Origin of the sequence: Alteromonas sp. DY56-G5 (genome assembly GCF_041414725.1) — a bacterium.
GTDB lineage: Bacteria > Pseudomonadota > Gammaproteobacteria > Enterobacterales > Alteromonadaceae > Alteromonas > Alteromonas macleodii.
Genome location: NZ_JANHZQ010000002.1, coordinates 24391 through 48108, shown reverse-complemented (window position 1 = coordinate 48108; position 23718 = coordinate 24391). Strand labels below are relative to the sequence as shown.

Annotated in this window: 9 protein-coding genes; 5 read left to right on the top strand and 4 right to left on the bottom strand. The window is 40.8% G+C overall.

The annotated features are described in order from the left end of the window. Nucleotide 1 precedes the first annotated feature (1 nt). From NO989_RS01160 to NO989_RS01140, 5 genes are all read left to right on the top strand, one after another. Nucleotides 2-3151, top strand: a complete 3150-nt coding sequence (locus NO989_RS01160; RefSeq protein WP_371341906.1) for a tyrosine-type recombinase/integrase — start codon at nt 2-4, stop codon at nt 3149-3151. Between the two features lie 575 nt (nt 3152-3726). Beyond that, on the top strand, nt 3727-7110 hold the full coding sequence (locus tag NO989_RS01155) for a glycosyltransferase family 2 protein (RefSeq protein ID WP_371341905.1): 3384 nt from the start codon (nt 3727-3729) through the stop codon (nt 7108-7110). Then, nucleotides 7094-8167, top strand: coding sequence for a GTP cyclohydrolase II RibA (gene ribA, locus NO989_RS01150; RefSeq protein WP_371341904.1), 1074 nt, complete (start codon nt 7094-7096; stop codon nt 8165-8167). The genes NO989_RS01155 and ribA overlap by 17 nt, the downstream gene beginning before the upstream one ends. After that, complete coding sequence (locus NO989_RS01145) at nt 8168-9604, top strand: asparagine synthetase B (protein ID WP_371341903.1); 1437 nt, start codon at nt 8168-8170, stop codon at nt 9602-9604. Continuing rightward, entirely contained in the window at nt 9601-10257 is a 657-nt protein-coding gene (locus tag NO989_RS01140; RefSeq protein ID WP_371341902.1) for a hypothetical protein, read from the top strand. Before NO989_RS01145 ends, NO989_RS01140 begins: the two co-directional genes overlap by 4 nt. Nucleotides 10258-10321: 64 nt before the next feature. On the opposite strand, the gene NO989_RS01135 is transcribed toward NO989_RS01140, so the two are convergent. The 4 genes from NO989_RS01135 to NO989_RS01120 form a co-directional block, all read right to left on the bottom strand. After that, nucleotides 10322-12364: a DUF262 domain-containing protein gene (locus NO989_RS01135; RefSeq protein ID WP_371341901.1), complete on the bottom strand. Its 2043-nt coding sequence runs from the start codon at nt 12362-12364 to the stop codon at nt 10322-10324. 31 nt (nt 12365-12395) lie between these two features. Further along, nucleotides 12396-13922, bottom strand: coding sequence for a DUF262 domain-containing protein (locus NO989_RS01130; RefSeq protein WP_371341900.1), 1527 nt, complete (start codon nt 13920-13922; stop codon nt 12396-12398). 523 nt (nt 13923-14445) lie between these two features. Continuing rightward, nucleotides 14446-20352: a DEAD/DEAH box helicase gene (locus tag NO989_RS01125; protein ID WP_371341899.1), complete on the bottom strand. Its 5907-nt coding sequence runs from the start codon at nt 20350-20352 to the stop codon at nt 14446-14448. Then, the gene (locus tag NO989_RS01120; protein WP_371341898.1) at nt 20345-23689 is read right to left on the bottom strand and encodes a hypothetical protein; all 3345 of its coding nucleotides are present in this window, start codon (nt 23687-23689) and stop codon (nt 20345-20347) included. Before NO989_RS01120 ends, NO989_RS01125 begins: the two co-directional genes overlap by 8 nt. Nucleotides 23690-23718 lie beyond the last annotated feature (29 nt).

The following is a 23718-nucleotide window of genomic DNA, read 5'->3' as shown; positions in this document are numbered from 1 at the left end:
TTTGACAGCAATAAAGACCATTTTTACACCTGAGTTCCTAAACCAATATAAAACTAAAGCGTTAGAAGAGTCTGGTGCTTATTTAGTCATTGCTGAAAACCTACAGCTCGCATCTAACGAAATTAATAATAATATTGATAAGGTCCTAACACTTACTCAACAGCTCGTTACTTTAAACAATGAAAAGATCGCTTCAAACAGTGTATCTGCCGTAATAAAAAAACTGAGCAAGGACTTTCAGCTACACAATTTTCAGCTCATGCTGCTTCATTTATTGTTAAGAATGGCGCAGCAGAGTTTCGGTATTAAATCGGTACAAATAGACCGAAGCTATCAAATAAAGCAGGACGCACCACTTCTTAAACCCGATGACTTCTTAACATCAAGGCTGCAATCAGATTTATATGACCTACTAGAAAGCGAAGCAAAACAGCTAAGATATCTAGGCTCACCGGAAACCCAGACTGGCTTTCTTCTTCTGTGGTTATTTCTTAAAGAAGGTATTGATAGTACCGCCGCGTTGACGTCTATTTTATATCACCCCAATAAAGTCAAAACCCTATCGCGACATTGGTTCTATCAGGGAAAAGAGAGGATATGGTTATCTTCAACTGCAGAACTGCTTTTACGGGCTTTTTGGAATAACCAGGTTGGCAAACCAAAAAATTGCCTTACTGAAATAAACAACACCCTGATTGCCGAACGCATCATCCCTTCATCCACTCGCGTTCAAATAGGTGCATTGCGCGCCATGCTTCGCACAGAATATATATTTAAAACTAGCGCCTCTAATTATGCCCAACAAAAGCGATTAATGCCGTCGTCACCTCTGTCTGGTAAAACACTATATAGGATCATGTCTGGTACGTGCGTAATCCATGAGTCAACGGCTAACCAAATAGCATCTATAACCCAAAACCAACGTGGACTTTGGTTATCTAGCCTTAGAAACGATAATACCGAGACTATAGAAGCAAGACACATTAAAGACGGGTTAAACACTTTAGAGCAAGTTGACATCGTCAAGCAGTTTTCCGACCAAATAAAGATACTTGCTCGACAAGAAAGCGCCCGAAATTATACGAAGGTAAAAGAACGCCTTAGGCTGTGGCTTCACAAAAGAGAAAATGCAAAGGCAACGCCCTTCTGTTGGCTTTTGTTGTCTTGGCTGTATCACCTATTAGCGCACGGAGGCATGCGAAAAAAACGCTTAAGGCCAAGAACGATAAAAAAATACATAAACAGTGTGGCGGCACCTGTGCTTCAAGAGTTTGTTGATTGCAAAGCTGACAGAATGGGTGGGCACACGTGGGCTGAAAAATTAAACTTGGCAGCAGAGAATATAAACTCAAAAAACCGAGACTATATATTGTACTTTGCTGACTTCGTTGTAATGAACGATTTAGTACCCGACCTGTGCCTGTCTGACCTTGATATCTCTTCTTCCCGTGGCAGTGTAAATACCAACATTCTTACGCAACACGAGGCCAAGTGCGTCATTAGTGCGCTTAACCGACTAGAAACCAAAGCCTCGCACTTGGCACAGCTATGCTTTTGCCTTAGCTTTTACAGCGGTTTACGACGAGGTGAAATTGCTGGTTTGCAATACGCGGATTTTAACTCAATGGGTGATGACTATATTAATTTGCACGTAAGGCCAAACAAATACCGTGAACTAAAATCGCCTCAAAGCGCCAGAAATATTCCGCTCGATGTGCTTTGGCCAGAAGAGGAGCTTGTAAAGCTTAAGCAGTATTTACGCACTTCAAAAACCAAGTTTAATAAAAAGAAGTCAAAAATATTTAGGGATGAAGCATGCTTAAATGAGGCATTTTTACTTGCTACCGAGGCGATGAAATTGATCACGGCCGAACCCACAATGCGCTTTCATCATTGCCGCCATTCATTTGCCAACTGGCTATACTTGCTGCTTTCATTACCAGAAAAACGTCAGGCAAACTTTTATCCATTTACTCGTCACGCTTATTTCGACGTTACCAATAGGGAAAGAGTAATGAAGCGTTTGGCGCTAGTGGAGTATTCTCGAAAAAAACTATGGGCGGTATCTATTCTTCTTGGTCATAGTTCTCCTTCAGTTACCATGGCATCTTACATCCATACCAGTGAATTTTTACACCCTCTAAAATTTGCAAACCATTCCCCCTCCCCTCGGTTACTTCGTAAGTTTTGGGGGCAGAATATCTCGATAGATGATTACGGTAGAATAGACAATTACCCTGCATCCAAAGCCCACCTTTTAACTGCGTTTCCCAAACAGATGACGCATAAAGTAATAAGCGAGAGTCAGAAGAAGAAAAATATAACGCAGTGGCTTGAGAGCAAGCTTGTTAAAAAAGAAGAAACGAGCGAATTTACACTCTCGATGATACGCACATGCTTTGAGATGCACTCTAAGAGACATTCTCCAGAAGAAATTGCCCGAGTGTTGCCTATCACCCGACAACAAGTTGCAGAAATCATTGAGTTAGAACCAGTATCTAATGAACGAGTTCACAATCAACCGAGCAACAGCAGCCGTATACATACCCTATACAAAAACATGACGGCCCGTCAGCATGAAATAACAAGCGAACTAGCCGAGCAACTCGATGCCCTCGGCACATTTGTTGAAATCGATAACCGGGTGGACTTACAGAAAATTGCAAAGCTAGAAAAACACCTCGTCAAAGCAAAAGACTTTTTGATCCGCTCATACGATTGTGAAGCCATACTTTCTCTGCTGGTACTCTTAAAACTACTCGGGTTTACAGAAGAACAGTTGCGCCTTCGATGGTATTTCCCCTCACCTTCGCAATTTGATAGCAGTAAAAGGCAACAGTATCGAGCGGACCTTCGTTTTTGGATACAAAATGTCGTTATAAAACTTTTTCCTGAACTAATAATAGAAGTGATAGTACCTCACAACTACGCGCAAAATATTAGACACGTACCCGGCGTTAAAACAATAACGAGTGACGAGGGCCGTTTTCTCAGTTATGAGAAGCATGGCACCGTTAGTGTACATTTGCTTGAAAGCCCTTTAGTAGCTGATAAGTCTGAATCAAGCACTCCACCTCTATCAAGACGAAGTAGAGCTTATGTTTGCTTTCTAAGACTGTTGTTTACTTGGGTGAATTTGCACCATGAATGATGAATAAAAACGCAGGGACTTTCTGCAAGGCATGAGCACTTCGCGAGCACAGTCAACGCAAGTATTGCTTGAGGGGGTAATTAAAATCAATGTGGATAGCACTTTGAAAATAAAGCGATCCGCGAGTTTTATATTCAAAATGTATAATTATAAATTCAGGATATAAAAGCTTATAAAGTCGGTGGTTTTGACCAACGCGAAGCAACAACTTCTGAACTCGAATATAAGCCGTTGCATTTACAAAAAGCTCTACAAAACAAGCGGGCGAGCTGTCTCCGCAACTTACACAAGAGTATATGTCACCGTAATCGGGCTCATTATTGCCAAATCGGCACATTTATCTTAACATCCGACCAGTTCTACATTTTGCTTTATGCAAAAATCATAATTGATAAGGATATTAATTTGACTCATTTTTTATTCCCCCTCAACTGTTGTTCCTCAGCTTTAGCATTAGGTGCAAACGCTCTTCTGTAAAAACAAGGGCTTAAACATCATTCGAGAACTCTGTGCTCTGCTTAGTACTGTAGATAACTCGCGAAAAGTCTCATTAATAAATAAAGGACCGATAAAGTTTGACGTCACAAATCAAGCTAGCGGTAATTGTGGCCACTAAAAACCGTCACAAGTTACTGGCTGAACGCTCACTTCCATCAATAGCTCGACAATCTACGCCCCCTGACTTTTTAATAGTATGTGATGACTCTGATTTAGATATTCGTAGACTGAATCAAAACACTGTTGAAGACATTGAGATACCCAACTGTTTTGTTACTTACTGCGTCAACACACGCACTGATGGAGCAAGTGGTTGTTGGAATAGCGCAGTAACGTATCTGGCGTCTCATGTGGATACTGCAGAAAATGTAATACTAGCATTTTTAGATGATGATGACTCTTGGCATCCCAATTATTTCGAAGAGTGCATGAAAACGTTGCAGTCATTCAAGGTAGATATGGTGGCGAGTGGATTTAATCGAATCGAGAACAACTGCCTAAGCCCTATCCAAACTCAAGCACCAGCTAAACTAGAAGCCTCATTATTTTTAACAGGCAACCCTGGAATTCAAGGCTCCAACCTGTTTCTTCGAATGAGTACTTTCCTGCAAACCGGAGGATTTGATGAGTCTCTAGCTAGCTCTACCGACCGCGATCTTTGTATTCGATTGAGTGAGCTGGGCACTGTGCGTTATCAAGCGCTTCCTAAGTTTTTAGTTGATCACTACGCTGAAGCCAATAGAACGAGACTAAGCACCAGCGGGGGCAAATCAAAACTAAGCGGCACCTCTTCCTTTTGGAAAAAATACCAAAGTCGAATGAGCGCATCAGAGGCCGCAAGTTTCAAAAAACGTGCTCATGAACTTTTTGGTTGGAAATCGCCTACGAATAAAGCTTCACAAGAATCTTACCCTAAGAATAAAGCGCTTGTTCTATGTTGTTTTAAAACAGTGACCCGAGAATTACTCAATAAAATTGTCGCATTTTTCCATTTTTATCGAACTATAGATCTCGTAGGCTTAGATGTCGTTTTTAACATTAAGCCTCACGATTCATTCTGTGAAAACTTAGCAAGCACTTTGAGAGACCTAGGAATAGGATGCTTTACAGTCAAGGAACTTAGGCATCTAGAAAGCTACGCAGTTAATGTTTCAAAACTTCGACCAGGCAGTACTGTATGGGTAATAGATAGCCTTGCAAAACGCCATTTAGAGCTTTTTGATGATTCAGAATCATACCTGACCTCTAACGGCGCAAAAATACTCAATACGGAAAAATACTCAGATAAGAAGCTTTCACACGGTGAATCAGAAAACCTTGAAGAAGAAGTTTACGCTCAACGTTTAGTTACCGCAAAACATCGAGTTAACTACCACTTCAATACGCATAACTTACGCCTATTAGGCTCTGGTTCAGAAGCAATTGTATTTACCGATGGCACAACCGTTTACAAATGCATCGACTATTGGAAAACGCGTACACCTAAAGCGCAGTTCGAATTCTTGCGCGACAGTGGTGCTAAATGGATAAATGTTCCTGGTATATACCCTCTAAACCAGGTCATTAGAGACGGCGCATGGGTTCTCGTAACATATCCTTTCGAAGAAAGCGCTCCCTATAACGGTGGTTTCGAAAAGCGCGTAATCGAACTCATCAACGGTTGTACTCGCGTTGGTATTGTCTGCAACAACATCCACCCTAAAAATCTGATAACAATAGAAACAGAAGTTAAGCTTATCGATTATGGATCGGATATCCGTCCATGGAACGAGCTAGGCTTTGAGCACATGGCTAGGCGTGCATACTTATCATGTCACTATGCCCATCGCGATGATTTAAAACAGCTTATGCGCAAATCTCTTACTCATTCAGCCATGCCTGAGCTATCCGGTTTTGCAGCTTTCCGTGCAAAGCTAGACTACCCTATTGATCGAGTTCAGCCAGTCGAAGAGGTACTTGATAAAGCCCCAAATCATAAAGCATTCAAGCTTGTAATAGGCGTTATTTCTGCCGACCCACTAATGTTGATGCCTCTACTTAATAGTCTAAGAGTTTTTAACGACCATCCAAGCATAACTTCATTATCAGTTTTTGTTTTGTGTAATGGCTGTAACGCTTCTGACTTTATCAAATTGAACGACGAATCATTCGGCGATCGGTTAGCAGTTAATTTTATTTCAGAAGAAGCTCAGCTTAAAGATGCAAAATCTGGATTATTTGGATCTGAAATTAAAAGCCGACCTTCAGGTCAAGTGGGTATAGCATTTGCGCGAACCATGCTTCAACGTTACGTCGGAAACGAACTAGAAAAATCACCAGACGCGATTGGCTGGTTGCTTGATGACGATATGCGCATTGATGAGCGAGCCAGTGAATACATTGAGTGGCTACCCGCGTTCCGAGAGCATAACGTAGATGTACTTTTCGGCGCTTATGAGGGCTCGTCTCCTAACCCACCATTGAACGGATTAAGAGTTCAACTGATGGATTTAGTACACAATGCAGCTTGGTTAGCAAAACTGCCAGAAGACGCTTTGTTACCCGACCGAACTGAAGAAAATAAAGCACTTCGTAAAATGTTTCCGGACTATTATTATGACCTTTCTCGAAAGCATAGTGCTCATTTAGAAACACCACTTTGGCTCGAACCTAGTTACCCATTTGAGACTGTAAAAGAGGCTCGGGCTCGATTATTCTCAGGAGCTCTGGGTATCCTTGATGGTACTCCACTGACTCGTTCAATTATCGCAACTTCATGCCGAAATCCAATTAGCGAAGCAAAAGACTCTGTAAATCGAGGGGGCTGTACGTTCATACTCACCCCTGAAGCACTCACAAAAACACCTAATTTATCCCCAGTATTGAATGGTAAAGAAGCCCGTCGTTCAGACATGATCTGGGCAATCATCAATAAGCACTACCAAAGAATGACGCTTAAGTCAGTTTCGTTTCCTGTGCATCATGTCGGACGAAGTTATTCAGAACCAACAATAAATTCGGAAAAAGTACAAGGTGAAATAGTTGGCTCTGCACTCTACGCCGGCCTCGTCGAATTTTTAGGTGAAAACTCTGACCACAGATTGAATTTTTCAACAGATGAGGTGGCAGATATTTATTCGCGCTCAATGAGTCATATGGACGCAAGAATACTGCTTTTGGAGCAGAGCTTTTACCGGATTTCGGGGTTAGCGAAAGCGATTGCGAACGGCCCTTTTTGCAGAGAGCTCAATGCCTTGACAGATTGCCTTCAGCAAGAGTTTTCACTAGACGCTTTTAAACAAATTAAATCAGCAATTAACGACTTAGATAAGAATGAAATATCCCGCTTTTTAAAACAGATGATAAGTTCTAGCAACGCCTACACAACACCAATAAGTCGTAAGCGTATATCTAAAAATCAAAATTCTAATATCTGTGTGAGCGATGAAGTAACGGAGAAGTATTGTGAAACTACAAATTGATAATTGGTGTACTCTTCCTACGCCTATGGGCAAGTTCCGGATGTATGATAGTTTGGACGAAAATTACAGCGTTATCTGCATGGGTGATATCTCTGATCAAGGGGAATGGCCACTTTTTCGTGTACATTCTTCGTGCCGTGCATCTGAAGTATTTAGCGCTTTAGATTGTGACTGCGCTGACCAACTGACTGAAACAATGAAGAATATCGCCTCAGAAGGACGTGGTATTATTGTTTATCAACAGCAAGAGGGCCGTGGCCACGGCTTATCCGTGAAGATAAATGCTGTTCGAATGATGGAAGATAAACAGGTCGATACTGCGGAAGCTTTTGAGAAGCTTGGTATTGAGCAAGACATTCGCAGCTATGCTGAGGCGGTGTCTATATTAAAACAACTGGATATTGAAAAGGTGCGATTGGTATCCAATAACCCTCGTAAACGCCAATTTTTGAATAATCATGGTATCCAGACATCAGTAGTGCACACAAACCCGAATATTCGACCTGAAAATAAGGAGTACTTGCACACCAAGAATGAAAAATTGGGTCACAATTTACCCCTCGCATCTGAAAGTAATAATGGCCAACCTATTCACTTCTATCACTCTGATCAACCCTGGGGAGAACTCTCTAACTTCTCAAGACATTCAGTTTTCCTCGACGGTAAGATTTGGCCTACGACAGAGCATTATTACCAAGCACAGAAATTTGAATCTCAACAGCTTAAGGAACAGATTAGGTGTGCTGCTACCCCAATATTAGCCAAGTCTGAAGCTCATCAACGTTTAGAAGAGTATGGACGGGCAGATTGGATTGATGTACGGGAGCATTTTATGCTCGAAGCTTTGAGGGCGAAATTTAAACAACACCCTAATTTAGCAGAAAAGCTCCTATCCTCTGGCAACCGCTTGCTGGTTGAATTGACAGATAACGATGAATATTGGGGCGATCCTGGTGATGGTTCTGGCCAAAACCGTCTTGGTCAGCTCTTAATGCAGGTAAGGACCGAGCTTAATAGTAAAAGCGTTGTTTCACCCGCTCTAGCAGAAGTAAATTAAATGTGCGGTATCGTTGTATTAGCCGGTAAACAAGCCGAAACATTAATTCCCGAATGTATTGAGCGAATTAAGCATCGTGGACCTGACGAACAAGTTATATTGACAGAGAATGAGTTCGCCGTTGGTTTTCAACGTCTTGCGATTAATGGCAACGTTCAGGCTGGTCGACAGCCCTTCAAAGTTGAAGGCTGGTTAGGTGCAATAAACGGTGAGATCTACAATTTCAGTGATTTGGCTTATCAATACCAACTAGAGAATCACGGATGTGATACTAGTGTTGTCTTACCGCTTTATTTACGACTCAATGAACACATAATTGAAGAATTAGATGGCTTCTATTCTGCTGTTTTAATCGAGCCCAACAGAAAATATGCAATTTGCCTTCGCGACGCTATGGGGAAGAAACCTCTTTACGTTGGAAATTCTCAAGGCGAGATATTCATTTCCAGTGAATTAAAAGCGTTTAAGTCAATTGACTGGTTTGAGACGATCCCCAAAGGCGTTTCAAAAGTTTGTTTGAACACTGGTGCAGTGACGTCAGTTAAAAGCTTTAGCCGTTTTCATAGCACCTTAAGTATTAAGCAAGCTTTAATTGAGGGTGTCCGCAAACGTCTGCCAAATCATAACCAAAAGGTAGCAATTTTCTTAAGTGGCGGGTTAGATAGCTCACTAGTTGCGAGCATTGCATCGAAACTTCGAGACGATATCGTTTACTTTACGCTTGGCAATGGCGACGGAGATGATTTAAGTGCAGCTCATACTGTTGCACAATATTTAGGGCTGAAAAACGTAGTTAAAATTCCACTTCCTAAAATTGCCGAACTACCAAGCCTCATCAGTCAAGTCGTTTACGCTACTGAAAGCTACAACCCTTCAGTAGTAAGCAATGGTTTAGCTACTTTTCTTCTAGCAAAAGCAGCCAACAAAGCAGGCATTAAGGTAGTACTTACCGGCGAAGGCGCTGACGAGCTTTTTGGTGGGTACCATAATTTTTCTGAAGTTGAGCCATGGAAAGCAACACGAGACCAGTTGATAAACGATATGACATTCACTGAATTACGCCGACTTGATATGGCATGTATGGCACATAGTGTTGAGCCTCGATGTCCATTTCTGGACAAAGACGTTAAAGCGTTAAGTGATACGTTAGGATATGACGAACTCTACAGTGACGGGATGAATAAAGTTACCTTACGAACGGTATTTGACGACTTTCTTCCCTCTAATATTCTGCTTCGAAAAAAGGTCTCATGTGACGTAGGCTCAGGCATCAGGAGCATGGTAGTTAATTATCTAAAACGCAATGGTCGCAATGAGAGAGATGAACTTCTCGATATTTGGAAACAGCATTTTCAGTTCGACCACTCCGATGGCTATTTTCATTTGTATCCTGTTTTCGACTCAGCAATTAATGCTAGAGGGAAAACACATCGATGATAAGCGACATCCAACAGCTCCTTTATGAGCATTTCTCTACCATTCCGTTTCATAACTTGGATTTACTATATGGTCGTCCACTTCAGGGAGGGATTCCTGGAGGTACTTGCTCAGATAAAACACTCGCGTTTCTCACTGATTTGAAAAAACTCGATGTAGATGCTCAACTTCACAGTGCGTTTATCGGTAAGCAAGAAATCCATCGTCTAGTTCGTCTTAATTTTGAAGGACGAATACTTTTCGCAGACGTTGGAAACGGTTGGCCTGCACTAAATCTATTTCCTGCGGATGAAGGGGTTTCTTTCGAGTGCTTTGGTATGACATATCGCTCTGTTGTTACGGAAAATTGGGTTCGCGTATTTCACCGAAGGCAAGGTAAAGAAAGCCTTCAGATGGAAATAAACGTCACACCTAAAGCTGAAGCTGAGGTTTACGAGCAAATAAATTCCCGCTACACGTCCGGTATTGAATACCCATTTTCAAAAAGCCTTCGTTTTTCGCTTATAGTTGGAAACGCATTTTTGTTTTTAAGAGGCAATCGTTTGGAGCGATACTCTATTCACAGCTTCTCTTCTGTAGAGCTAAGTGAGAGAGATATTCCTGCCGCTATAAATAGTGAGTTCGGTTTCGATGTAAGTAGCTATTTTCTTTAAAGTCAATTTTGTCCAGCACAAAACAACTTCAGCCAGGACATCGATGATATTTGCTTGATTGCGATCATTCTGTTACGCCATAGTGGGCTGCTAACGCATTTAACATCTCTTTTTGGTGAAGTTGTATTTGCGTTTTCTGCCAGTCACCCTGTTCTTTTAATATCTTGAACATGGCTTTTAACTTTAACGACTCATATTGAGACTTTGCCTCAAAATCAACTAGTTTCTTCTTAACCGCTTGATTGCTATATGACGAATTTTCACCTGGACTCAATAAAACTAGATTTCCAAAAGCATCCAAAAAGTCACGCTCCATTATATTTTGGTATTCTTCACGCTGAGGATATACATGCTCGACCGAGTTTTTCGCCGTGATACGGTAATTGCTAAATTGTTTGAGATGCCTATTTGTTTCTTTTTTCCACAATATGTATTCCAGCTTTTGGAACCAATAATGCTCAAAGCTGGTTCCTCGAGGCTCTGCAAAGTAATCAACGATTTTTTGCCAAGAGTCGATTTCAGGTTGCTGTTGTTTAGCTTGCTTAAAACTGGCCGTTTTTTGAGTCTCTGACTCAGCAGCTAATGACAAGTCGTTATCAATTTTCTCGAGCAAAGCGATGGCTTGTGCATCTTCAGTAATATTTTCTCTTATCAAACCCGCGATAAAGGGCGTAAGCCAATACTGAGCGCTGCGCTCACCGGTAAAGTTTCGCACGCTTTGAAGCATCACTAATTCATTTAGTTCTTTTTGAGTACGATTAATGTACCGTTTACCACCTGATTCGCTTTTTGTTAGATAAGTTAATCGTAGTTGTTCATCATCACTATCGTCTCGCTCTACCCACTTAACTACCCAACGATCAAATTGATAACGTACTCGCCACAAGGTTTTGATGAAGTCTTTTACTTCTTCTTCACTGGCCTTTGTCAGCGGATCAAAGGTTTCTAATAATTTATCTGCATGCACACGAGGGACTACATCGTCTGTATCATCAAACTCAACAGCACGGTTGGCTAAATATATTCGGTAAGCGTGGATGAGTAGTAGTGGGAAACCAATTATAGGACGACAGTATACTGTTTCGGTTTCTAAATCGTAGGAGCCAGCATCCTGTTCATTGTCCAATTTGTTATCTTCACTATTTTTGTTATCTCTCTCTGCAGCTGCTTCTAACTGCTCTGCCAGTTGCATGATGGTCAAGCCCTGCTTGTGCGTATTCCCACCATAGCTCTTTACAAATAACGTTTCATTAAAGGAGGCTAAATGCTCAGGCTCAATATCGTTCCACGGGGCATTAGGAAAAATTTTGCGTACGTTACGTTCGAAGTAGTTTTCCATATGTTCGCAAGCTAACCACATAGCATCGAATAATGGCTTATCAGTAGAGATTTGTTTAAGCAACTTTGACTTCAATATATCGGACTGCTCAAGCTGTATGCCGGCAGTATTCATTGTTGCGAATAAACGATTTAAATCCATTTGTGGAGGTACAATATTATTCACCCATTGCACATTTTTGAAAATGTAATCGCCTAGCAAAACACGGTCTTGATTTTCCAGCGCATTTACTTGTTGCTCTAATACTTGCAATGCTGCGTATATGCGATTCAAATAGGGATTTTCATCGATAGCTTCCAATCCAGGAAATACATAATCATCTAGGCCTGCTAAACTACCCAACAAGTGCTGCACTTGGTCACGAATTTTAAATTGCAGTCTAGGTTGCTTGTTGAAAGCGGCGATATCAGCAATAGCTGAATCGACTTTTGCCATTTTAAAAGCAAGTGCAATAAGCATTAATGTGGTGGTGCGTTGCTGTCCATCAATCAGCTCATAAATACCATTTCCATCTTCGTCTTGCTCTAGAGACGTTAGCACCGTACCAATAAAATAATTCGGCTCTTTCGCCACGCGCGCATCGTTAATATCTTTAAACAGCTTTAGCACGGCATCATCAGGCCAAATATAAGGGCGCTGATAACTAGGTATGCTAAATTGATATTCATTCATTTGAATGTAACTTAACGTTAGCACTTGCGTTTCAACTTGGTGCTGTATCAATAGTTTTCCTTTTGAGTTGGCTTCACTCGTAACTATGTTAACCATGCGTTCCTCCACTACTCTTGCGCGTAAGCGCCTAATTCGAAAACTCTGCTTCAGAACTTAAAGGAAGAATATAAGCATCCAACTGTGCTGTATAATTGTCGGCAATTGCTTGGGCTGAGTCGTCTCTAACAAGCTCTATACCCAAGTGCTGCAATACGTTAAATACAAAGCGTTTTTTAACGCTGTTTTTATCAACTGCTAAATTGGCGGGGTCCGCCCTGAAGCTAAAGCGATCAAGGTAATCGAAGCACATTTTTGGAGTGTAGCTGGCTGTAATCCAATCCAAAACAGGGGTATCGCGAACAAATGCGGAGATAGAACTCTCTCTTACCGCTTTTTGATTGCTTACGCGCGGTGAGTAAATGACGCGAAACAATTTCTTCGCCGCAATGTCTAATTGTTGCTCACCAAATTGGCTAATATAAATAAGCAAAGCCGTATCATATAGCCCTTTCAAATAGCTGCAGCCATCAAGCTGGCAGATGAGGTTTCGATAAAAATGGAAAAAGCGCGAAAGTGTACTCCCACTAATATCAGAAGTATTAACATTTATCTTTTCTTGTTTTAATCCACTCTTTAAATATTTATCTCTTAACTGTTCAAAATAGCTCAAATAATGAATGGTATTAACACCACTGTTCAATGGCTGCCTTAGCTCATAACCCTGCTGTGCTTGTTTATCTATTTGACTACCGTCAAGCAAATAAGCACGTTCAAAGCGGCCAAACGCTATATCTTCACCTTTCCCCGTGCTTTCTCCAAGTTCATTTACTACAGCACTTCTCACCAGATGAGGTTGCCGATGGGAAGGTACAATTCTATTGTACAATTTTTGCCAGTAGCGCCCCTTAATTATGGAACCAACAACGGGGTTTAGATCGCCTAAAGCCTCCCATTTAGCGGCAAACTCATTCTGCCTTTGTCTTTCAACAGCCCTAAGATGGTGCGCTTTAATAATGTCTGGCCCACTTAGTCTAACGCCTCCTGTATTTTGGGTTTCAAAAAAACGGTATGCATCATCTTCTGAGCGAGTAACAACCAATGTTAAATTGATTTTATGGGCATCAAATGCGGCAATTTGGCTGGCATACTCATCTTTCAGTTGCTCGTTTAACCAAGTGAGATTTTTGACAATTTGTTGTTGAGACTCTGGCGAATCATAACTAAGCGACAATTCGAAAGCGCTACAATTAAATTTATTATCATCAGAAGTGTTTGTAGCTTTAGTAATACGAGATAAATGCTGTACATAAATAATTAATGCTAAGGTGGTTAAACGTTGCTGACCATCAATAATATTTAACTGACCGTTCTCCGCTGACTGATGCAAAATCACGCTGCCTAGGTAATACCCGTAAAGAGTTTCACTTTGTATTAAATCATTCAAGAAAAGCTGATAATCTCTCAACAGTTTTTTAATTTGCACTTGGCCCCAACGATAAGGGCGCTGGTATTCAGGTATTGCTAACTCTCCAACAATTTCCGTATTATTAGCACAAACGATACGTTGACTACTGAACAACTGCGCTAAGGTACAACTCGCAACTTCAACTGACATACACCTTCCTTGCCATATAAAATCCGCATCTAAAATCTAGCATGTTAGTTTTGGCCGCCATCGTGATGTTTATGATTATTTTTAATAAAATCATACAATCATTCTGAACGCTCAAACACCAATATTTCTTCGAAGGACCTCAGCTGACTTAATAATACACTCAGTCCGATATAACTCTGGATGCTTTTCTGATTCCTCGTAGTCCGTAGGATCACCTGTTTTTGCGTTCACAACCCAAGAGACCTCAGGGCGACGCTTTCCCAAATACAAGCCCACAGAACGCGAGTTTACGCCAAGAATCTCGGCTACAACACCATAAGTACAACGGGTTTTGACTGTGTTTAAGTACTTAATGATTTTTTGAACTTTTTCTTCCATCTTAGATTGGCCTGATTACCTTATATGATCACCTTTGAACACCAATAACAAAAAGGCTATTGCGATTTGTCACTGGCGTCAGGTGATGATTGATTTTATTGTCGGACTCCAAAAATGCACCGGGCAAAATAATAACTAATGTCCTTTATCTTCCATAGTCCTCTACCCTATACATAGTTACGCATGTTTCATAATTACTATTAAGAAGATGTGACACCCCCCCACTTAGCTCATACACCACAGTTTCGCTAGCACCGTCAGAATTAATGATCTCAAAAGACACTCTGCGATCATGGAACCCTCTCCTATGATTCGCTGGGAAAACAGAAATATCGAATGCTTTCCTGTCGAAATTACATTCGTTGATGAGGGTATTAGCAACCTTCGACTCGTAATCTCTATAATCATCACTGTTGTCCATCATTCGACAATCAAGTTTTATTCTTTCTACTTCATTAGTTAATTTGCAAAATGTCGACAAAAGCTGTCCAAGGTATTTAATAGAATTGTCGCTAGCTAAATAAGGATCTCTTATATGGAGACTCTTTATATGCTTGCCCTCTACATAATCAAAAACAGTCTCTAGATTTCGAGTCTCGTTTGAGCGATAAGGAAACACGCCAAACGGCGATCTACTGGAAAAATAGTCCGGTGAATATCTATTTTTCTCAAGATTAGATAAAAGCAAAGCTACAACTGGCGCATAGTCTTTTTTCGCTAACTGATAAATTTCGCCACATACTTTATTGTTCGAATTGAAGTTGAGGGTAGCATTACCGAACCAAAGAGAGTCAGCCTCCTCGTCTTTTCCCAGGCCAATAGCAAATGGAATACACATCAATTGCTCGTCAGTGAGTTTAGTTGAAATATGCGAAACGTCTAACACACCGTCAGAAATATAAGGTTTCAGATAATCTATAGCAGCCCTGAGAGACGCAGGCGTATTTTCAAACTTATTCGGTAGTTCGTTAAAAAGTAATATCTTTACCTTTACTTTGGAGAGAAGGTTGATGAGCCAGTCCAAGTCTCTTTTGTCAAAAGAACTACTATCTACAAGGTGCGGCATAGTAAAGATGACTTCTTCAAATTTTTCGAACTGCTCAATTAATCCTTGAAAACTAGTAGACTTCTGTTTGACTGCACCCAGCTTTTGAATAGGGTGTGAATACTGAAAGTCGTCAATCAAACCTTTCACGTAAAGGCTAGCTTCTTTCCTCAAAAAAGAGTCCCAGTACTTTTGATTTGAATAATCACAAATACAGTTGATACATCCTGTTTCGCAATCATTTTGGCAATCTAAAATTTGTATTACCTTTTTCAATATCTCTTTAGTTGATATCGTCTCAAAAATACGGCTTACATAACCCGCTCCTCCTGGTACGCCGTCGTAAGCTATGAGTATCAACGCCCCATTTTCAAATCGAAATAAGCTGCGAATTTCAGATATCGGAACCTCGAGCATTTCAACAAAAGCCAAACGCAGAGCTTCGGAAAGCGTAACCGCAATATTGTTTTTACGCTCGGCTTTCTGTTCATCGCTGAGTGAACTGTCGTCCACCGAAATAGGTATAGTGACTTTATAGATAGCTACATCGGTATGAAACTCATGAGCCAAGGAGGTTTTCTTAAACTGCTTATTGAGGCACTTTTTACCGGTTTCTGGCATTTCGTGAGATCTGGGAGGCGTTCTCGATTCAGCAGAGGTCATGAAGTTACAATATGGACACCTCCAATAGCCTGCTTTTTTAAACCCTTTATTCAAGATAAAGAGTCTACCGCTGATATCACTCTTCGAGTATGCAGGCATAAACATTTTAAACACAGCTGAATGATCACTTTGCTCGTACTGCTCTGGAGAAGGCACTACAATAAGCTTTGCCTCCTCAGCCTGAACTGAACGCTTGCGAGTAGAGGAAGGATCTTTACCTTTAGAATCTTTGAAAGCGGTAATAAAACCTTTTGGTTTGATGAACGGCAAAGGAGTTTCATTGAGTGGACTTTTACAGTTCTCGCATACTGTTTGTTTGTCCTCTTCGCATTCAGCGACATTCGCATGATTACAAGTACCACAAATCGTGACTACGTTGGTCGGCATAAAGTCTCTAGGCGAATATGCCAGCCCGGCACTTCGCCATATACGACCATTTGCAATAACTTCAGACCCAGGAGCATATTCAGATATCCCCAAAGAAGCATCACGAACCAGTTCAACATCAGATTTCAAAAACTGATTTTTATACTCTTTTTCTTTCTGAGTAACCTCCAACGTAAGAGAATGAATAGGAAAACTATATGTTGGTATTAAGCCATTCTCAGAAAACTTGTTCACTAAAAACTGGCCTAAGTAGCTATCTCGCTGATGCTTCCAACGGGCGAAATCTTTGTTAGCATTATCGTCCCCGTTACTTATTTTTTCTCGTGCTTCTTCTATTTTACCCTGATATGTCACACATCGTTGTTCAACTAGTTGAGCAAAATTTTCCAATTCGCTTACGAACAACACTTTTATATCGTCTATTTGTGATTCCACAATCGCGCGTTGCTTACAAGGTAGCTTTTCTAAAATTCGATTTGCTTCATCCGTTGCAACTTTTCCGTTCTCTGTTTCTAACCAGGCCAGTAGTTCGTTTCTAAATTCTTTACTAAATCCTGAAGTGATTTCAACCCCAAATAAATCAACAAGTTTTGGCGCTTTTAGTTCTTGAGAGGATAACTTACTTGCTAGAAACTTAGAGAGCAGAACAGATAGTTGATGACGCTGTATCAGTGTTTTATTCGTTAAATTAACAAATGGCTCTGGGGGCGAACGCTTTAGATATCCTTTAAAGTCGCCGAAGACAACTCGGTCATGTTTGGAATTTCGCGCAACAGTTACGCAAAATGGCGCAGCTTGCGCTCTACGACCAGCGCGCCCAGTTCGTTGTTGATAGTTTGCAACGCCAGGGGGCACGTTTAGATTGACTATCGCTTCGAGATCCCCTAGATCAACACCTACTTCCATTGTCGTGGTGCAGCTCAATACGTTTACTTTGGAATCAAAAAACTCAGATTCAATCTCTTCTCTCAATCCGGTAGACAAAGATGCTGTATGCTCTCTTGCTCGAACAATTTGCGAGGTCACTTCGGTATATGAGTGAATATAGTGATTAACGTCAGAGCTTAATTTATCGGTAGCTGGTTCGCCTAATTCGCCATGACAACCAAATGCTGTGCATTTATTTCGTATAAATAATTTCTGCCTCAATCCGCAAACGTTGCACTCTTTTAGAGCCTCGCTACGACCTCTTTTCAACAGGATTAAACTCGCATCTAGGGCATGCCCCCCCCCACTACTTTTTAGAAATTTGCTTTTCTTGGTTAAACATTCCCAAACAGCGCTCAAAAACCGCCTACTAAAATCTTGATCCCAACCAAGTTGATTAACAAGGTACCACGTTCTGCGATTATATCTCGATGAGCCCAATTGAGTGATAAAAGAGTGAGTTGCTTCACCACCTGCTCGTTCAAGCTCAAAAGTTTTTATCCCTCTGTAACGCTCTCCCCATATGGTAGCGCTGTTCGTTTCAGGACTATTTGGAATGTTTATAACTGCTTTACTACGCCGGATATGCTCTAACATTATTAAGCAAAGGGTCTCTATCTCTTGCTTATCCAATTCTTCAAACTCTTTTACAAGAGCCCTGACGAGGCGATCCATAGATTTCTGATCATAAGAAACATCCACAAGCCCAAGGGACTCTAATGAGGTACGCCTCCCTGGAGGTGTGCAGAACTCTGCAGCCAGTTTTCCAGTAAGAATATCTTTAACGTCCTCGAAGTATTCCTTCAGCTGGCCGTTTGCATCGGGATATGAAAAGCTATTTCTTTTATCCCAGTTTGCGCGGATTTTATTAGCCAGAGTATCGAACGGTATTGAATGTTCAACATCTTGGAGCGCTTCAACAATAGCCCCTCTGTGAGCGAAATCATTAGCGGTTCGCTCAAAATAGGGAGCAAAAAAAGCTGCATCTTGCCTATTATCAGAGAACGTAAGTAGTTTTCTTCCAGCCGCGGGTCTTTGATTATATTGCTTTGCAGGAAGTGCTTCTAATACCTTCTGAGTTACGACACTAGAGAGGGACTCATTGCCTGGGTAGAAGCGAGTAATAATCTCAGCATTCGCACCAGATGCTTTCGAATTACATGCCGCACAATGCTTGAGATAACTAGTTTTATCAAACTCATCGTCTTCGGTTTTTAATTCGTAAAGCTTTACTCCACCAATTTTTACCTTATCGCCGTTAACTGGGTTAATATTGAGCGTAGCCCACTTTTTGGTACCCCCACATTCTGCTTCATCTTCCTCATCAAAATTTTCATATGATGCAGGCTTTCCCAACCAAAATATTTTGCGTTGGGCATTAGAATTTGATGAGGGGTATCTATTATGCAGAGTGGAGTTATGAAGATAACCTTCAATGTAAGGCTGTCCGCATTGACGACAGGTGAGTAATGGATAGAAGATTTCATCTTTTGTCTGATGGTGAGAACGTAACTCTAAATTATTAAAGCCTTCTTCCGAGTTATCCAGTGAGACACAAGACCCTTCGATAGCTGATGCAATTAAGTGATGTTTACACGGTAATAGTGGGAAAGAATCTGTCGAAGATTTCGCATATATTCCGATCTTTACAAGACCCGTTAAAGCTTCTTCTAGATCATCATTATCACTATTGGCAAAAACCAAATTTGCGAGTTCAGTAAAGTGTATTACCCCATTGTGTAAATGTTCGGAAGCGGTTTGAACCTCTAGGTTTCGTGAAAATGCGGTAAACAGCGCTTGCGATAGCTCTTGCTGATTTTCTGCCCCATCTATTAACTCTAGTTCTTCTTTCGTCAATAGCGCATCTAACGAAAGTCCATGGTCTTCACAAGTACTGATAAAATTGAAACCATCTTGCTCATCTGCACTGGGGTTGTCGCTTAAAAAAACATCAAAAACGAAAGAAACGACCTTCCAATGATTTGCGCCCAGAGTAAAACTCGCCTCTTGGTTACTCAAGATATCGCTGTGAGTTATGCGCTTTCCGCGAACTATTTCAGGTTCAGCTTCGCCGAATAAATGTGAAGCAAAAGTTTTCAGTTTCAATTCAGACTCATCAGAGTCCCCTAAACTAGCGCTTGTAGCGAAGTATTGCACTGGGTAGTCGACACCAAGTCGATTTTTTAGTTTCCTAAGAAGCATCGCAACTTCGGTCGCCTGCGACCCGTTGTAGGTATGAACTTCGTCGAGAACCAATGACTTTAATTTGCAGTTTTCAAATAAGGGAGCATTAACAGGGAGTAAGAGAAGATGCTCTAACATTGCATAGTTTGTCACCAAGATTTTTGGTGGTGTTTTTAACATTTCTTCACGTGTTACGAGCCAATTATCCGGGATCTCGCCGTCAAATTCTTCATCTAATTTAACGTTATTTAGCATTTCTGCTACTACTTCTGAGCGACTTGCAGCTTTTTTAGTTTGGCCTGTGTAGCGTCCAAACGTTATGTTTTGGTCTCTAAGCTGTTTGCCTAATAGTGGGGCTATTCGAAAATTGAGTTGATCGTTAGCCAACGCATTCATCGGATAAATTAAAATGACTCTAACACCTGGCTTTTCAAACTCAGGGTCATTCAATATTTCGTTAACAATAGGATAAAGAAAGGTCTCTGTTTTCCCCGAGCCGGTACCCGTTGCAACAACTAGATTTTTTTTCTCAGTACACGCTTTCGTCAGAGCTTTATCTTGGTGAAGGTGCAGTCGTCTGTTAATTAAGCCATCACCAAGCTGTGCGAAAGCATCGTTTAGTGGACCACCGTTGACGTTCAAAAATTCACTTAGAGCACGCCCTTTTTCAAAGTCAGGTACCGTCTCGATATATGGGCCTTCGACCAGTGACTCTTTATTTAACGAATTCCAAAACGCGCTATACAACTGTGAATATCGAGAATGTATCGGAACTGTAGTCGCTATATATCGTCGAAGCGTTTCTTCTAATGTATTTTTAAGAACTAATGGATTGGCTTCAGACATTAGCTAAACTCCCTTTTTTGTTGTTTGATTCTGATACAAAGTAAACTTCCCAGAGTAAGAGATAAAAGTGAAAAATATCACCGCATACATTAAAGAAATAGCTAAGCAACGACTTAATATCAGCAGTCGGTCCTGCTTGTTGCTGTAAGCGGTCTAAAACTTTTACTATATCCTCTTTTTCCCAGTGAGCTGCGCGGTATGACTTCGCCAGATAGGAACTGAATTTACAAACAGCATCGAGAAGCTCTTTGAGATAATCGTGATGACCAAAGTAATGATCCGGTAAAAGAACGGGTACAGATTCGCCAAGCTCACGTGCAACCTTTATTACAAGCGTATTAAAATGAGGTCTAATGTAATCATTCCCTTCTTGAGCCGATTTTTCGTTTTCTATAAACCTCAGTTGACTGTAAGCATAGTGATTTCCACCCAGTAAGTCCCCATACGCTGGCTTGATATCGCCACGCTTCAATTTGTCGAAATCACTTTCGGAAAAGAGATATGGGATAGATTGGATGTACTGCTCGTAATTAAATTCTACAGGTTCAACCTCTGAATTTGGATCTGCATATTCGCTTCTATTTGCAAAAAAGACGGTTACTGCTAGAGCTAACTTCTCGGTCTTTATGGCATTCAATAAAGACTGATTTATCTCGCCAGCCAACTTCAAGGTCTTTAGCCGAGTACTGTTCTGCGCGTCCAGTTTTCGATAATTATCAAAACAACCAGAATAGATATTGTTAGAATATGCACCAAGGCTAACTTGTGGTACCCAACTTTGTGAATCTTCTTCGGAAGCTTGGTAGGCAGTAAGACGAATCACCGTGTTGCTGCTTTCGATACCCCCAATGTAATTGAGCATAAACATCCAGATGCCTTTAATCCATTCCAGAGAATTCCAAGAATTCACTTCAAAACATCTGTTAAGCCTCTTAGTCAACAAAGCAAACAAATCTATCAAGTGTTCGGAACTAAACTCCCTTAATTTCGTGAAGTAATCGTTTCCTAAATTGATAAGATGCCCGCTAGCACATACAAAGCCCACCGAAAAGTGGTCCTTTCTCTTGTTTGAGAATCGCCCCCACTTACCATCTACTGACGCAGTGAATTCTAATAACCACGGACCATCTTCACCTCCAGAAACATCCACAGATAGTATTTGCTTTTTTGAGCTCTTGTCGTGGTGGAAAAGGGTTGCAGACAATCCGTCTTGACGATAGTTTGACCGGCCATTCAGAGAGCCAACATAAATTTTCTCTTCTGATAAGGTGAGTAAGTTTGTAGCTACTATTTCCATTTCGGAAACCCCTACAGGAGTTTCAAATATTACTTCAACTGTTTGAGTTTTCTGCTCTATCGTCCAATTTTCTATGTAGTGTGGTGAGACAAGCTTCAGAAGCACTTGTTCGGCATTCCCATAGTTTGCAACTAACTCGTTGTTACTCCTATCAACCTTATCTAATAATGATGCGATGCTTGTCTTATACCAACGTTTCTTAGCAAAATCGTGTAAAGTATTTTCGCCAATTTCTAAAGTTGGATTTTCTGATGAGTAAATACGAACTCGCCTTGAATCATTATAATTTGATGCTAATGTCGCCCCTAAGCTCAAGATTTTTTCTTGACGAAAACCATCTTTTAAATCGCTGATATACAAAAAGGTTCCCTGAAGCGCAAAACGAAAGACTTGTGAATTTTTTGCCGTAAAATTAAAACAGATGTCCATATGGGGTAGATCATTATCAATAGCAACAAGGTTTTTGTTCTTAACATCACGCCGAACATTTGATGACTTATCAATATTGAAGTTATCTTCTGCTGGTAGTTCAGAAATATGAAATTTATAGCCTTCAGTAATAGCATCTAACCCACACCATACTAATGCACTCAATCTCGACAATGCTCTTGAACTACCACCCCTTTTTAACTTAACTACAATTCGCTTTAATCCAGGAGCCCAACAAGCAGCGCGGTAATCAAAACAACTCACCTGATTCATCTCATCAGATTTGAGGTTGATTACAATATTAGGAGTATCACTGTTTGAACTTATCTCTAACTCGTAGCTATGCTCACTGGAAAGCCATTCTTCAGGAAGGTTGGTAATAAGCTCAATACCTTTTGAGCAGTAGAAATCTTTTCCCGTATGAGGCTTTATCAGCGTTCCCTCGAAAGAAATACTTGGCTCTGCATGTGAAAGAATTGTAAAGTTAACGGGCCCTCGCTTGATAATAATTTGTGTGTCAGGCTTTATCTCGAAATCTCCAATATAAAAGCCATCTTGGAAATATTCAGTTAACTCAATTTCATTTGAAGTGAATTCGAACCTACTGATGATGATATATTTACCGGGAGGAAAAGCTTCTCCCTCTTCTGTGAGGGAGTGGGAAGATACAAAATGACCATTATCAGCTCTAAATATCGCCAACTGATTGTCTTTTTCTGAATCCCATAAATGGTACTCGAACCTTTGCTCATCGCATTCTACGAGTATATTTCTGGAGCCAACATCTTCGATTAGGAATTGAAAATCTGCTTCTTGGACGTTTACTGTTTCAATGGTTCCGTCAACGTTTATTGTCCAAGTCTTCTCTACTGAAAGCGCTGGAATTACAATCTTTAATTCATCTTCAACAAACATCAAATTCACTGAATAAGCGATTGTATATTGCTCACTTCCTGAATCCGTAATTTTCCTTTTTTCTTCAAGAAAACGATTTAGATAGTAGCCCGTCGTATCGTTCTCAAGAGCTCTAATCGACCTCTTACTAAATGGTGGCTTTAACGACTTTTTGAAGGATGAATACCACGCTTGCTCGGCAGTGACGTCGTCAACCTCAGGCAAGCCGTGCTTTTTGGCATAAAGTTCCATTCTTTTTTCGAGTTCAGGCAAGTTTGCTTCTGGTATCCCAGCCTGCTCTAAATAAGCGTCTACCATGAAGTTTGGACCGAAACACCTGTTTGAAATAGGCAGTCCTAGTTTTTTACAAGCGACTCTAAAAGCCTTCCAAAGCCGACTGCGTTCATCGCTTGTCTGCTTTGCTTCCACTGGCTTCCCAACTGCCATATTGATACAGCCATAGATGGCTGACGTATTAGCACCTAAATTTTTTCTTATTGAAGTTGATAGATAAGTAACGAAAAGAGCTGGCGCTAATCTTAGACCTCTTTCAAATTTTTGGAGTTGCCCCCCATACTTAGTGATACTTTTTTCGACGAAGTGCATTTCTTCGGTAATCAATACCTCGTCGATTAGTCCAACGTAAGGTACATCAGAATTTTCAATAGCTTCTTTAACTTTGCTCTCATAGCTAGCAAAGGGGCTTAGGTCACTCATGCATGACTCTCCATATCTTAAATCTTATT

Excerpts from the sequence above, each read along its gene's own strand:
- NO989_RS01130 (WP_371341900.1), bottom strand. The coding sequence starts at position 13,922 with ATGTCAGTTGAAGTTGCGAGTTGTACCTTAGCGCAGTTGTTCAGTAGT.
- NO989_RS01125 (WP_371341899.1), bottom strand. The coding sequence starts at position 20,352 with ATGTCTGAAGCCAATCCATTAGTTCTTAAAAATACATTAGAAGAAACG.
- NO989_RS01135 (WP_371341901.1), bottom strand. The coding sequence starts at position 12,364 with ATGGTTAACATAGTTACGAGTGAAGCCAACTCAAAAGGAAAACTATTG.
- NO989_RS01120 (WP_371341898.1), bottom strand. The coding sequence starts at position 23,689 with ATGAGTGACCTAAGCCCCTTTGCTAGCTATGAGAGCAAAGTTAAAGAA.
- NO989_RS01145 (WP_371341903.1), top strand. The coding sequence starts at position 8,168 with ATGTGCGGTATCGTTGTATTAGCCGGTAAACAAGCCGAAACATTAATT.
- NO989_RS01140 (WP_371341902.1), top strand. The coding sequence starts at position 9,601 with ATGATAAGCGACATCCAACAGCTCCTTTATGAGCATTTCTCTACCATT.